This window comes from Capnocytophaga sp. ARDL2, from assembly GCF_041530365.1.
In the GTDB taxonomy this organism is placed as follows: domain Bacteria; phylum Bacteroidota; class Bacteroidia; order Flavobacteriales; family Flavobacteriaceae; genus Flavobacterium.
This window is the reverse complement of the sequence record NZ_CP168034.1, coordinates 1,583,222-1,597,491: the sequence shown is the minus strand read 5'-3', so window position 1 is coordinate 1,597,491 and position 14,270 is coordinate 1,583,222. Positions and strand designations below refer to the sequence as shown.

Genomic DNA, 14,270 nt, shown 5'->3' with positions numbered 1-14,270 from the left:
TTACTTTTAGATACTTTTTATAATACTTTTTATTACTTTTAGATACTTTTTATAATACTTTTTATTACTTTTAGATACTTTTTATAATACTTTTTATTACTTTTAAATACTTTTTATTACCTTTGTACTATTAAAGGATTGGGCATTTCCCGGTCGGCATTAAAACTTTGGTCTTTACCAAGGTTTTTTGCTTTTTATATAGGAAATATTTTTATTCTTCTGATTTTATTTTTTACAATGTCATAAGCAACATTATTTTGTTCAGGTCGTAAATAATGTATTCCGATAGGTCGAGCTGTAAGATCTGCTAATTGCAACCCACAAGAATTTGATTTTTTATCGGCAAAAATGGGAATGAATTTGATTTTTGAAAAATCACAAGGAGTACTTATTGTATGTTCAACCTTTGGATTACAAATTCTCAAAAACTCCAACTCTAAATCCTTATCTTCATTTTGTCCTCTTTTTTCAAAAATTACTCGCACCTCCTTTCCTTCTTGATTTTGATTTCTCAAAAAATATAATAACCTTTCAAGACCATATCGCAAAGCAATATTATATGGATTATGGGTCTAATGTATTTGCTACTCAATTTTTCTTTATCAATAATCACCGCAAATAATTCGACAGGGGTATTTTCTACAACATTACTTATACTTCTTAAAAAATTATTTCGAAAATCTTTATCAATTCGTAGAAAAGAAAAATCTCCTTTTTGTTTTCTTATGTGATGTTCATGTAAAATGATTTGATCATGACCAAAAAAATCAAATTTAAATTTTTGTAACAATGGAACAGCCTCTTGAATATAAGTATCAATTTTAAAACAACAGAAAACTAAAACAAACAAAGGATAATCTTTATCAATGCTTGTCAATCCATGGTCTCCAGATTCATCTACATAAACAATAAAATCACTAGTATTCATAATCACAACATTTCAAACATTTTTGCATCGTAATATAGTGTTTCCAATTCCAACAATTGTTGCATCAGTTGTATTTTCTTGTTTTTAAGAGTATCCAACGCAACGATTTTTTGTTGAACCTCTAAAGGAGGAATGGAAATTTCCAATGTAGAAAAATCTTTCAATGAAATAGCGGGCATCGTTTGGGTAAACATTTTGGATTCGAACATCTTTAACACTTTTGGATGATTGAGATACCACAAGACATATTCAGGCAAGACATCATCTGATAGTACTGTCAAAACCAAAAACACCGAACTGGCGATGCAATGTGGATATTCTCCTTTGAACTGCACAGCAAAAAAACGCCTTCCTTTTGCATTGAAAAGGAGATCGCCTTTTTGCAAATAGTTTTTTTCAAATACAGGTTTGTATAGAGCGTTGGGTTGTAAATCCTTGGCTAAATTTCCCTGCGTATCAAAATCCGTCGTATTCAAAAGATATACAAATACCTCGGTCAGTTCGTTCAAATCAGAATTTGTAGTCCTTGGAACAATCATTCCCGAACGAATGTTTACCACCTCAGATATTTTTACTTTTTTACTCATAGTATTTTTTGTACTAAATTTTAGTTTGCAAATATAGACAAACTTTTATTATATAACAAAACTTTTTATAGTATTTTTTGTACTATGTAAAAAAACAAAAATATAGATTTTTAACTCAACAGTTTTTACTTTGTGTATTGTTTGTAATGTGTTAGAAAAAAGAAAAAAATCTATGATTATCTGTGTCATCTACGAGAGTTTTTAACCACATAGAATCATAGTTTACATAGTTTATTCTCTACAATACAGTCTATGATTCCCCTGTTGAATGTGAAATTATTCAACAGGGGAAACTCAAAAAGCGAGTGTCTAAATTTTATTCATAAAGTTTTTTCTATGTTTCTACTGTATTCTTTGTGGTAAAAAAATGACCTTCCTCACAAGTGTAAAATCAGCGTTAATTACCGAAATATACGAGAGAACTCTATAAGCGGAGCGTCTCTGTTTCTCCGATATAAAAAATAAAAAAACTTTGGTGAGATGCTTGACAGCATAACATACTGGGGTGTAAACTGTTTCTCAGTGGTAAAAAAAATCTATGGTAAAAAACAAAAAAAACTCCGCCAAATCTTTAAAAGACTCTAGGCGGAGTTTACTATTTTATTAAAACTCATAAATCAGCAAACCGTTTCTAAATTTTGGTTCGATGTAGGTACTTTTCGGTGGCATGGTTTCTTGTGCATCAGCCAATTGTTTGATTTGCTCTATTGTAGGCGGATACAAAATAAAACCTACTTTGTAATCTTCGTCGTCTATAGATTTTTTTAACTCAACCAACCCTTGATTTCCAGGTATGTACGAAATTCGGCTATCGGTACGCAAATCTTCTATTCCCAGAATGGGATGCAATACCAAATCATACAATAGCTGTGCGTCTAATTGACTGAGTATTGGGGCATTTTCATCGGGTATGTCTTTCAGCTTCAAATGATAAAACACACCGTTGAGATACATTCCAAAGGAATGCATTTCTGTAGGTTTCCAAAAATCGTGTACGCGTTCTACTGTAAAATGCTGTTGCAACATTTCTACAAATTCCACAGAAGAAAAACCGTTCAAATCGTGTATCAATCGATTGTATTCGTTGATTTTCAAATTGTTTTCACTTATCAAATAACTCATACAATAGTGCATAGCTTCACTTGCCTTGCTTCCCTCCTCTTCCAACAGCATTTGCGAAGTTGCCAATCGGTGGTGTCCGTCGGCAATGTAGAGCGTATCGGTTTCTTTGAATGTCTTTTGCAAGAAATCAATCCCTTCTTTTGTATCAATTTTCCACACTATATGTCGCTCTTTGTTGGTGGTAGAAAAATCATACAATGGCAAAAGGCATTTTTTTGTGTGGTCTATCCATTCTTGAAGCGAAGGATTTTCCTTGTACATAACCAATACAGGTTCGGTATTGAATTGTGTAATTTGAAAGTAATTTTTCAAATTTTGCACACGATAATCCAAAGTATTTTCGTGTTTTTTAATCAAATTGTCTTGATAATTCTTCAGCGAAGCACCCACTACTATTCCTGTAAACGAATGTTTGGCTGTTTGAATTTCGTACAGAAAAAAAGCCTCTTCTTTGTCTTTGATAAAAATCCCTTTGTCTTTGAAATCGGCATATTTTGTTCCTACAATCTTAAATCGTTTGTCTGGAGAAATTTTCTCTTGATTGACAAACGCAGGATTGATGATATGCAAAAACGAAAAAGGGTTGAAATCAAGCCATGAAGCCAACTCCGCCGCCGAATATTCATCGTACGAACGCGTAGTAACCAACGACACTTTGTCTGAAGTTGGTCTCACAGCTCGAAAAGGGGTTATTTTTATCATTTCTCAAACATTTTCGCAACTTTCTCTGCTTTTTTGCTTTCTGAGTAGTCGTAGAAACCTTCACCTGATTTCACACCCAATTTTCCAGCCATTACCATATTTACCAATAGCGGACACGGTGCGTATTTTGGATTTTTAAATCCGTCGTACATCACATTCAAAATCGACAAACATACATCCAGACCGATGAAATCTGCCAATTGTAGCGGTCCCATTGGATGTGCCATTCCCAATTTCATCACAGTGTCAATTTCTTGAACTCCTGCTACTCCGTTGTATAAAGTTTCGATAGATTCGTTGATCATTAGCATCAAAATACGGTTTGCTACAAACCCTGGGTAATCGTTTACCTCTACTGGCACTTTTCCTAATTTTTTAGAAAGCTCCATAATCGTTTCGGTAACTTGGTCTGTAGTGTTGTATCCGCGGATGATTTCCACCAATTTCATAATCGGCACAGGATTCATAAAGTGCATTCCAATCACACGAGAAGGGTTGTTTACAACCGATGCAATTTGTGTAATCGAAATCGAAGAAGTATTGGTAGCCAAAATGATATTTTCGTCGCAAATTTCGCTCAATTGTCTGAAAATGTTCAATTTCAACTCTACATTTTCAGTAGCAGCTTCCACCACCAAATCGGCATTTACCACACCGTCTTTGATGTCTGTGTAAGTGATGATGTTTTCAATCGTAGCCTTTTTATCAGCCTCAGTGATGCTTCCTTTGGCAATCATACGATCAAGGTTGGTCGCAATGGTCATAATACCTTTTTCCAAAGATTTTTCGTTTATGTCGATCAAACAAACTTTAAAACCATTTTGAGCAAAAGTATGAGCAATTCCATTACCCATAGTACCTGCTCCAATTACTGCGATATTTTTCATGATAAATTTTTTCTATTTGATTAATTTGTTGGCAAAAGTACGAAAAGATTAAATTTTCTCCGTCAAAATCACAATTTTTTCATCGTTTTTATTGGTGGTAAAAAAAGCATAAATGTCTCCTCCGTCTTTTATTTTGTATTTTTTTCTGAGTTCTTCTACTGATAAATGAAAGTTTCTCGTGGTTACATTCATCTTTTTTCCTTCCAATTGTTTTTTGATTTCTTTTTTGGAAAAAGGAAAAATTTCATTGATTTTGAATACTCTACCTGGAAAATCTGTTTTTTCTTCCGAAGTATAAAGATGCGAATGTCGGTGCAATTTATCAACCGGAAAAACAGCTGCCAATCGATTGAATAAACCTGTTTTCAATACTGCACTAAAAGGCTCGTAAAGATATTTCATTGGAAGAGAAAGATTTACACACTCTCTTTCATCTAAAATATGTGTAAATTCTACTACTTTTTCTGGAGTAATATTTACAGCCGAAATTTCAATGATTTTAGACTCTTTTTCCAAAACCCAAAGCAATTCTTTTACTTCGTTTTTGTACGCCAAAACATAGATTTTATTGACGCTTTTCAATTGAGAAATTCCGTCAAAAATATCGACCATTGGCGAAGTTTTCACAATCACTTTATTGGCTTTTTGCAAAAATAAATTCTTTGAAGTAGTGATGTTTGGCGTACAATCTTCAAAGAGAAACACTTTATTTTTGTGTTCATCTCTTCTAGCAGGATCTACATAAATACAGTCGAAAGTTTGTGTGGTTTGGGCTAAATATTCCAAGCTATCACCTACCACACACTGAATGTTTTTTGCACCTAAAAGTTGAAAATTGTATGCTGCAATTTGCGATAAATCTTCGTTCCATTCGCAGTGAATGACTTCTTCAAATTGTTGGGCAAAATAATAGGTATCTACACCCAATCCGCCTGTCAAATCGATGAGTTTTTTTCCTGAAAACAATTGCGATTTGTATTGAGCAATAGCTTCCGAGGAAGTCTGCTCAACCGATACTAAGGAAGGAAAAATCGTTTGAGTATGATTGTACCAAGTGGGCAATTTTGTTTTTGCTTTTTGTCGGGCTGCAATCTGATTGATAATCCATTTCCAATCAAAATATGGAAAAGGATTTTTTTTCAATGCCAATTGTTGCACATTGCTATCCGTCGATTGCTGAATGAAATCGACAATCTCAGTAGGAATATCTGCTTTATAGTTCTTCATTTCCATATACAAACGAATGACAAGCCACAATTGCAGCGGTTTCTGTACGCAAACGCGTAGCTCCTAAAGTTACTGGCTTAAAGCCTTTTTCGAGAGCTAATGCTATTTCTTTGGGACTAAAATCTCCCTCTGGTTCAATTAATAAAGTGTATTTTTGCTTTGGCGAAAAGCTATTTTTCAAAGGTGTTTTGTGCAAGTCGTCGCAATGTGCGATAAACAATTCGCCTGTATGAGTTTGATTTAGAAAATCTTTCAACAAAATTCCCTCGTTTAGCACAGGCACAAACGACTGATTGGACTGCTTTACAGCCGACAAAATGATTTTTTCAAATCGTTCGTTTTTTATTACTTTTCTTTCGGAATGTTCGCAAAAAATCGGCGTAATTTCGTCGATACCGATTTCGGTAGCTTTTTCCAAAAACCATTCGTAGCGTTCGTTCATTTTGGTAGGAGCAACTGCCAAATGAATGTAAAAATCTTTAGCTTTTTGTTGGTCAATCGAAAGAATCGTTACTTCACATTTTTTCTCCAATGCCATAGAGATTTCTGCAGAAAAAAACAAACCTTTTCCGTTGGTAATGTGGAGTATATCGCCTTCTTTTTTACGTAATACTTTTACGATATGTTTGCTCTCTTCTTTGTCGAAAGCAAAGTTTTTTGACTGATCGTTTAGTTCTGGTGCAAAAAATAGTTGCATGGGATAAATAAAGGGATAAATGTGTATGTTTTGATAATTTCAAAAATAACAAAAAGTTTCTTTTTACAGAAACTTTTTGCTGTATTTATTCGTTTAATGAATGAAAGTAGAAATCACTAAAAATCAACTTTTCCTATAGATTGTTTCCTCAAATAGAGATTTCCATTACTTAAAATATACTCTTCCTGAACCTTTGTGAGTTACTTGTCTTTTTTGAGGATTTCCGTAAACTTCCACATCGCCAGATCCTTTGATAGCTGCCTTTACATTTTGAGTAACATAGGCTTCGGCATCACCCGAACCATTGACATTTATATCGGCTTGTTTTGCTATCATTTTTTTGGCATCAATATCGCCCGAACCGTTGACACTTACAGTAAGTTTTTCTGCCGAACCATAAGCCTCGATATCTCCCGAGCCTTGAACAGTCAAATCTACTGTTTTTGCATTGACATTTACAGATATATCCCCTGAACCGTTTACTACACAATTCATAGACGAAACGTCCAAAGTAGTTTTCATTTCTATATCTCCTGAACCCTTTTGAACGATTTCTTTCAACTGATTGGTAACGGGTACATAAATCACAATTTTGTTGTTTGAACGAAACTTGTAATTTGACTTAACCGAAATGGTCAGTTTTCCTCCTTCAAACGTTGTCTTAATATAAGGAACCAAATTGTCCGGAGCTTCAATATTGATTTTTCTTTCTGGAGAATCAATCAAATGAACATCAAAACTCGTCTTGTTTTCTATTTTTGAGAAAGCTTGCCATGGGCGTTCCTCAATAATAATTGAACCATTTGTTGAAATCGAATGATTGGTTGTTACGATTTCATCTCTTGAAATTGTATCACTTTTTGAAGGGAGAGAATTTCCACATGCTATTGCCATTACAACAAACGAAATAAAAAATAGTTTTTTCATATTTGTATGTTTTTCCGTAAAGTTACAAATTATTTAGATACATTGTTACAAAACAACACAATATTTTTTTTAAAAAAATTTTGCTCTCTGTAAGTTCATATTTTCTGAACAAACCAAACAAAATTTATATAAAAAGATTTTCTTTTTTTTGTCTTATAACTTACAAAAAATCACACAGAAATCCTCGGAAATGCCACCGTAGTTAAATCAGCAAATTGATGGTTTAAATATTTAAAATAACCCACGATACCAATCATAGCCGCATTATCTGTCGTGTATTCAAATTTGGGAATAAACACCTTCCATTGATGTGTTTTTTCTCTATCATACAAGGCTTTACGAATACCACTATTGGCAGAAACTCCACCACCAATTACAATAGATTGTATGCCTGTGTGAGCAACAGCTGCCGAAATTTTATCCATCAAAATAGATACAATTGTATGCTGAATTGACGCACAAATATCCGCTAAATTTTCCTTGATAAAGTTAGGATTTCCCTTGCTGTTTTTCTGCAAAAAATACATGATTTGTGTTTTCAATCCGCTGAAACTAAAATCCATTGCCTCTACTTTGGGCTTGGTAAATGTATAGGCTTTCGGATTGCCTTCTTTGGCATATTGGTCTATAAATGGACCTCCAGGATATGGAAATCCTAATAATTTTGCTGTTTTGTCATACGCCTCTCCTATGGCATCATCGGTGGTTTCGCCCAACAATTCCATCTTGTCATGCGAATGTACTTTGATTATCTGCGTATGTCCACCACTGATAGTTATACCCAAAAAGGGAAATGTAGGTTTTTCCTGACCTTCTTCTATAAAATGTGCCAAAATATGTGCGTGCATGTGATGTACCGCAATCAACGGAAGGTCTAATGCCATCGCCATCGATTTGGCAAACGAACTCCCCACCAACAGCGACCCCATCAATCCGGGGCCTTGTGTAAAGGCTATTGCTGATAGTTGATGTTTGCTGATACCTGCCTTTTGCAACGCCACTTCTACCGTAGGTACAATATTGCTTTGATGAGCTCTTGATGCCAACTCGGGTATCACACCGCCGTACTGCTCGTGAATGTCTTGTTTAGCAACCACATTGCTCAATACTCGGTCGTTGTGCATCACAGCAACGCCTGTATCGTCGCACGAACTTTCTATAGCTAAAATATAAATGGGTGGATTTGTATTCATCAAAATAAACTTTTTGCAAAGATAGGAATTTAACACCAAGTTTTACCTTGGTATAAGTTGTAATACAATGAGTAGTCCGATGAAATTGGCAATATTTTTATTGTTTTTTTACTCTACTATCCTATTTTGATAGTATCTTTGTGCAAAATTAATATTCAATGCAATTTGTATTAGCAAAAATAGTCTATAGCTTCCTCATACTGATTTCTTTACTACCCTTTCGATTGTTATATGTACTTTCGGATGTAGTGTATTTCTTATTGTATCGAGTGATAGGCTATCGAAAAAAAGTAGTAAGAGCCAACATAAAAATTGCATTTCCAGAATATACTACTTCCCAAATCATAGCCATCGAAAAAGAATTTTACAAGCACTTCTGTGATATGTTTTTAGAAATGATAAAAACCTTGTCTATTTCTAAAGAAGATTTGCTCAAAAGATATACATTTTCAAACATCAAATTGCTAAAAGAATACGAAGCTAAAGGAAAAAGTATCGTTTTGATGATGTCTCACTATGCCAATTGGGAATGGTCTATGGCTCTAAATCACTACCTTAGTTTTCAAGGGTACGGAATTTACAGACCGCTACAAAACGGTCATTTTGACAAGATTGTTCGAAACATTCGTTCACGTTTTGATACAGAATTGATTTCTGCTTATTCATTAGCAAGAGAAATGAGAAATCACGATAGAAAAGGCACCAAAGGGGTGTATCTTTTTATCAACGACCAAACGCCTATGCTGCGAAAAAATCAATATTGGCAGGATTTTTTTGGTATCAACGTACCTGTATTTGACGGGGCTGAACATATTGCCATCAACCTCGATATGACGGTGTTGTTTCTCAAAGTAAAAAAGGTAAAAAGAGGATATTATTCGGCCGAATTTATAGAAATTACAGACCAAGCTTGTGATACTTCAGACCATTTTATCACTCGTAAATTTATCCAATTAGTTGAGAATCAAATTAAAGAAGAACCCAAATTTTACTTTTGGACACACAAACGATGGAAACATCAAGGAAAGAAGTAAGTAAATAGTAAAAAGTAAATAGTAAGTAGAACCCGTTTTGGACGGGACAGGTAAAGTTATGATAAAAATAGGAGATAAAATCCCTGCTTTCAAAGCAATCAATCAAGAGGGAGAAACAGTTTCATCTGAACAATTTTTAGGAAAGAAATTAGTGTTGTTTTTTTATCCAAAAGCAAGTACTCCTGGTTGTACAGCTCAGGCATGCAACCTCAGTGAAAACTACGAAATATTGCAAAAACAAGGGTATAATGTACTTGGCATCAGTGCTGATGATGTAAAAAGACAAAAGAATTTTCACACAAAAAACAAATTAACATACGATTTAATTGCTGATACTGAAAAAGAGATTATAGAAAAATTTGGCGTATGGCAATTGAAAAAATTTATGGGAAAAGAATATTTTGGTATTGTCCGTACTACGTTTCTCTTTGACGAAAACAGCATTTGCACCAACATCATCGAAAAAGTAAAAACCAAAGCACACGCTGAGCAAATTTTAGCTTAAAAACAAAAAGGCTGTCCTTTTCGGACAGCCTCTGCTTTATCTTATTTCATCAAATCTGCTATCTGATGATACAATTCGCCATTGCTAAAAAATGCACCTTGACGGATGATTTCAAACAATTCGCCGTTTCGGTCTTCGCCAAATGTCTTTGCTCCTTTGCGTATTTCTACCTCTGGGCTAAACATATTTTCACTCAACCATTCCAATCCTTCTTTTTTAAGGAAGTCCACCGAGGTATTTTCTGTTTTCAATACCACTGTATCAATCGATGTTTCGTCAAATCTAAACAAGAAGATGTGATTTTTTGAAAAATGTTCCATATAGCGAGCTGCCGTCAGTGCTCCTTCCCATACCAAATCAGAAAACACATTCAACTCCTCCTCTGCTACCTCAGGTTTATTTTTTTTCAAATCTTCCCACTCTTCCTTATCTATTTGTTGTGAAGCCAAAAAATTGGCAAATTCTACATGCAACTCTTCCAATTGCTCTTTAGTCAATCGTGTATATTTCATTTCTATTGTTTTTTAGGCTATAATAAAATCAATGTGAAACAATTCGTAGATTTTTCTCACGCATTTCCTCACTAGTAAGAGGGAAGTCTCCGAAAACTTTCGGGAGAGTCTATGAGAAAGGGTGTTGTATTTAACACAAATTTTCTCAGATTTATTTTCTAAAATGATTTTTAAGAAAACTGTACTTAAAAAGATTAAACCTACGGTTTAAAGCAGATAACCTCAGATTCTGTTTTTTTGATAATTCAAAAAAACATCTGTGAAAATCAAATCAATTCACAGAGAATTTTAAAATTTGTTCTCATCTGCGTAAAATTCTATTCACAAAAATTCTACTAATACCGTTTTTTATAATATGTAAAACATCAATCCTAAATGCAAACCTTTAAAAGACGGTTCGTTCATCACCGTATTGGCTTTGTACATAGGCGTAAAAGTGTATCCTATCTGCATATTCCACGTATTAAAACCTGTTACGATATAGGCAGTTATCAAACCTTTATTGATGTTTTTATCTTGTGTGTGTGTATAATCTCCGTACGAACCCGAATACTTTGTACGATAAGAATATATATAACTGTATTTCAATCCAGTATAGATACGCCAAAACTTATGTGATTGTACGGTAGAAGTACGCCAGCGAAACTCAATAGGAAATTCGATCGCCCAATAGCGTTGACCATTTGACTTGTAAAAATCTCCTACTTCATAATCGCTTTTTTCAGGATTGATTACAAACAAATTATTATTTACGGATTGAAAAGCAATGCCCACACCTGGTGCAATCGACCATCTACGGTCTTTGCTCACAGGAATATCTCTCAAAAATCCCGCTTGCATACCCACAGAAATTCCATTTTGCTTATAGCCAGTGGGCGTATCCATAGTATAAATATGCGAAACACCTGCGTAAAAATGATCCTCTCTATAGAGCGAATCGACCACTTTAACTGTAGGCTCTATCGGTTTGTCTTTTTTCTGTGCTATTCCAGCAAAACTGAGGAATAGACACGTAATCCCAACTATTTTTTTCATAATAAAAGGTTTTTTATAAGAAAAAACAAACGAGACAATTTCTATAAAAAAATCATCTCGTAATTATTTTTTAGTACATAGCATCGTACCCATAATCATCGTACCCACCTTCTTCTTCACCAAAATATCCGTAGTCGTCATCGTCGTAATCATCGTCAAATTCACCAAAGATATCGTCGTTGTTTACATCCAATGCAAATGATTTTTCGGGTGCTTCGTCTGGTAATACTCCATGTGCAAACAACAAAGTAGGCAATTCTTTTTCAGAGCTATCTTCTTCGCTTTCGATAGACGCCAATTCTACAAAAAATGTCCAATTTACAAACGGATCATAGATGTACAAAATCTTTGTTTGGTCTTCGTGCAACAAATCTTTGATTGCAAAATCTGCCATCGTTTTTTGTTCTCCCGGCACATCTCCCATATCAAACAAAGCAATTTCTTCGTCCAATTGTTCCCAATTGTCTTCGCACAAGAAAAACGAACCTCCTTCGCTCCCATCAAATCCAAAAGCGTTGATGATTGTATTGTGCAAATCTTCTAAACTATCAGAGTCTTTGATTGCAATATCTCTCAATACATCTTCTTCTGTATCGAGTATTACTCTAAATTTATATACCATTGTCTATATTTTAGGATATAAGATACATTCAAAATGAAAATGCCCGAAAAGTCAAAATTGGATAAAAATAGGTCATTTATGCTTACATTTTTTAGACGATTTATTTTTCGGTTACTTATTTTTAACCTGTAAATCATCCTATAAAAAAATGACAATTGTTTGATTTTTCAGACATTAACTATTGAAAATTATTTCAAATTCTTGATAATTTCGTCAATTTTTTCTTTTTCTTCCAAAGCCAATGCTCTATCTACTAAGATACGTCCGCTGTGCTCGTCTGTCATAATTTTCTTACGAGTAGCGATTTCTAACTGTACCTGCGGTGGGATGGTAAAGAACGAACCAGCAGAAGCATTTCTATCGATAGATACTACAGCCAATTTGTTTTTCACACCACTTCTGATACGTTGATAGGCAGTCAAATAACGCTCTGGAATCAATACAGCAAATTCCTCAGATTTTTTGATCAAAGCAGATTCTTCTTTTTCTGTTTCAGAAAGCAATGTGTTCAATTCTGCTTCTTTGTGTGCCAAGTGCTGTGATTTATCGTTTAGTTTTTGAGTATTTTGCGTAATCAAATCTTTTTTGTGCTCGATAGACACTTTCATTTCTTTGATTTTCTTTTCAGCCAACTCAATTTCCAATTCTTGGAACTCGATTTCTTTTGTCAAAGCGTTGAACTCACGGTTGTTGCTTACTTCTTTTTGTTGTTCTGTATATTTTTTGATAGCTTCTTTAAATCCATCAATTTCGTTTTTCTTTGCTTTGATTTGGAAATCGATTTGCTCTACATCATTGCTCAATTTTTCCAAACGTGTAGTCAATCCTGCTACTTCGTCTTTCAAATCTTCTACTTCCAATGGTAGCTCTCCTCTCATATTTCTGATTTCATCAATACGAGAATCAATCAATTGTAAATCGTACAAAGCTCTTAATGTTTCTTCTACTGTTTCTGCTTTTTTTGCCATAATTCTTTATATGTAATTGACCGGATTGGTGTTTTTATCTGATAAAATAATTGCAAAATTAGGAAATTTTTTCTTTAGATAATCAAAAATATAATTTTTTACAAATCTTTCGCTTTCAAAATGTCCTACATCTGCCAAAACGATTTGCTGTTCGGCTTGAAAAAAGTCGTGGTATTTCAAATCTGCCGTTATCAATACATCGGCTTTTTGTGCTTTGGCTGCTCCTATCGAAAAACTCCCCGAGCCTCCCAAAACGGCTACTTTCTGCACGTTTTTGTTTAGCAATCCCGAATGTCGCACACAGCCCGTTTGCGTTTTTTCTTTTACGAATTTTAAAAAGCCTACCTCATCCATCGGTGTTGCCAACTCCCCTATCATGCCCAAACCGATTTGCTGGTGTTCGTTTTCGAGTTGAGTAATCTCATAAGCCACTTCTTCGTACGGATGTGCCTGAAACAAGGAGTGCAACACTTTGTTTTTCAAATGTTTTTCAAATACCACTTCGATTTTCGTTTCTTGTACTTCCGTTGGTTGTAACGGTTCGCCTATGGTAGGATTGGTTTCTTCGTTTCCTGTAAAAGTACCTGTGCCTTGCGAAAGAAAACTACAGTTGTAATAATTGCCTATCGCTCCTGCTCCCGCCTCAAACAAGGCAGATTGTACGGATTTTGTAGCTTCATTGGGGCAATAAGTGGTTAATTTGTAGATAAACTCTTTTTTAGGACACAAGATTTTGGTGTTGATGAGTCCCAAAGCGTTGCACAAGATTTTGTTTACCCCCAATGGATGATTGTCCAATCCTGTGTGGAGGGCATAAATCGCAATGTCGTTTTTAATGGCTTTGAGCACCGCTCGTTCTACATAATTTTTGCCTGTGAGCTTTTTCATACCCGAAAAAATAATCGGATGAAAACACACCACCAAATTGCATTTTTTGTCGATTGCCTCGTCGATGACTATTTCCAAGGCATCGTGACACACGAGGATTCCTGTAATTTCTTGTGTGGTATCGCCTACCAAAAGTCCCACATTGTCAAAGTCTTCGGCATAGGCTGTGGGAGCCATTTGCTCGAATGTTGGTATGATTTGAGATAGTTTCACTTTTTATCGTTTTATTTTTTCCAAAAATACGTTTTTTTTTTCATTTTTTACTACGGAGAAACAGAGGCACTCTGCTTATAGAGTTCTCCGGTAGATTTCGGAGATTGACGCTGATTTTACACCTATGGGCTATATTATTTTTGAACCACATAGAAATCAAAGGTATAGTTTATCGTTAGGCAGTTTGACAAACTACTTTACGCACCGCTTATAGTTTGTCAAA

At 34.7% G+C, this 14,270-nt stretch carries 16 protein-coding genes; 2 read left to right on the top strand and 14 right to left on the bottom strand.

Annotated features, from left to right (window positions below; all coding sequences use genetic code 11):
• Positions 1-194: 194 nt before the first annotated feature.
• The 9 genes from AB4865_RS08120 to tsaD form a co-directional block, all read right to left on the bottom strand.
• Complete coding sequence (locus AB4865_RS08120; RefSeq protein ID WP_372472779.1) at positions 195-515, bottom strand: DUF3800 domain-containing protein; 321 nt, start codon at positions 513-515, stop codon at positions 195-197.
• Complete coding sequence (locus tag AB4865_RS08115) at positions 512-928, bottom strand: DUF3800 domain-containing protein (RefSeq protein ID WP_372472778.1); 417 nt, start codon at positions 926-928, stop codon at positions 512-514. The genes AB4865_RS08120 and AB4865_RS08115 overlap by 4 nt, the downstream gene beginning before the upstream one ends.
• Before the next feature lie 2 nt (positions 929-930).
• Positions 931-1,515: a restriction endonuclease subunit S gene (locus AB4865_RS08110; protein ID WP_372472777.1), complete on the bottom strand. Its 585-nt coding sequence runs from the start codon at positions 1,513-1,515 to the stop codon at positions 931-933.
• A gap of 603 nt (positions 1,516-2,118) precedes the next feature.
• On the bottom strand, positions 2,119-3,339 hold the full coding sequence (locus AB4865_RS08105) for a DUF1015 domain-containing protein (protein ID WP_372472776.1): 1,221 nt from the start codon (positions 3,337-3,339) through the stop codon (positions 2,119-2,121).
• Entirely contained in the window at positions 3,336-4,226 is an 891-nt protein-coding gene (locus AB4865_RS08100; protein ID WP_372472775.1) for a 3-hydroxyacyl-CoA dehydrogenase family protein, read from the bottom strand. The genes AB4865_RS08105 and AB4865_RS08100 overlap by 4 nt, the downstream gene beginning before the upstream one ends.
• Positions 4,227-4,274: 48 nt before the next feature.
• Positions 4,275-5,453 carry a class I SAM-dependent methyltransferase gene (locus AB4865_RS08095; protein WP_372472774.1) on the bottom strand — a complete coding sequence of 393 codons (1,179 nt, stop codon included), beginning with the start codon at positions 5,451-5,453 and terminating at the stop codon, positions 4,275-4,277.
• Positions 5,440-6,150, bottom strand: a complete 711-nt coding sequence (locus AB4865_RS08090; protein WP_372472773.1) for a 16S rRNA (uracil(1498)-N(3))-methyltransferase — start codon at positions 6,148-6,150, stop codon at positions 5,440-5,442. Before AB4865_RS08090 ends, AB4865_RS08095 begins: the two co-directional genes overlap by 14 nt.
• 165 nt (positions 6,151-6,315) lie before the next feature.
• Complete coding sequence (locus AB4865_RS08085) at positions 6,316-7,077, bottom strand: head GIN domain-containing protein (protein WP_372472772.1); 762 nt, start codon at positions 7,075-7,077, stop codon at positions 6,316-6,318.
• A gap of 170 nt (positions 7,078-7,247) precedes the next feature.
• Positions 7,248-8,270, bottom strand: coding sequence for a tRNA (adenosine(37)-N6)-threonylcarbamoyltransferase complex transferase subunit TsaD (gene tsaD, locus AB4865_RS08080; RefSeq protein ID WP_372472771.1), 1,023 nt, complete (start codon positions 8,268-8,270; stop codon positions 7,248-7,250).
• A gap of 158 nt (positions 8,271-8,428) precedes the next feature.
• On the opposite strand from tsaD, the gene AB4865_RS08075 reads away from it, so the two are divergent.
• Positions 8,429-9,304: a lysophospholipid acyltransferase family protein gene (locus tag AB4865_RS08075; protein WP_372472770.1), complete on the top strand. Its 876-nt coding sequence runs from the start codon at positions 8,429-8,431 to the stop codon at positions 9,302-9,304.
• 58 nt (positions 9,305-9,362) lie between these two features.
• Complete coding sequence (gene bcp / locus AB4865_RS08070) at positions 9,363-9,809, top strand: thioredoxin-dependent thiol peroxidase (RefSeq protein ID WP_372472769.1); 447 nt, start codon at positions 9,363-9,365, stop codon at positions 9,807-9,809.
• Positions 9,810-9,850: 41 nt separating this feature from the next.
• Here the strand turns inward: bcp and AB4865_RS08065 are convergent, their stop codons facing one another.
• The 5 genes from AB4865_RS08065 to AB4865_RS08045 form a co-directional block, all read right to left on the bottom strand.
• Entirely contained in the window at positions 9,851-10,321 is a 471-nt protein-coding gene (locus AB4865_RS08065; protein ID WP_372472768.1) for a DUF6495 family protein, read from the bottom strand.
• A 348-nt stretch (positions 10,322-10,669) separates the two neighbouring features.
• A complete protein-coding gene (locus tag AB4865_RS08060) occupies positions 10,670-11,356 on the bottom strand; it encodes an outer membrane beta-barrel protein (protein ID WP_372472767.1) in 687 nt (228 codons plus the stop codon).
• Between the two features lie 70 nt (positions 11,357-11,426).
• Positions 11,427-11,978, bottom strand: coding sequence for a hypothetical protein (locus tag AB4865_RS08055; protein ID WP_372472766.1), 552 nt, complete (start codon positions 11,976-11,978; stop codon positions 11,427-11,429).
• A 188-nt stretch (positions 11,979-12,166) separates the two neighbouring features.
• Positions 12,167-12,946, bottom strand: a complete 780-nt coding sequence (locus AB4865_RS08050; RefSeq protein WP_372472765.1) for a zinc ribbon domain-containing protein — start codon at positions 12,944-12,946, stop codon at positions 12,167-12,169.
• 6 nt (positions 12,947-12,952) lie between these two features.
• The gene (locus AB4865_RS08045; RefSeq protein WP_372472764.1) at positions 12,953-14,047 is read right to left on the bottom strand and encodes a Nif3-like dinuclear metal center hexameric protein; all 1,095 of its coding nucleotides are present in this window, start codon (positions 14,045-14,047) and stop codon (positions 12,953-12,955) included.
• Between the last annotated feature and the right edge of the window lie 223 nt (positions 14,048-14,270).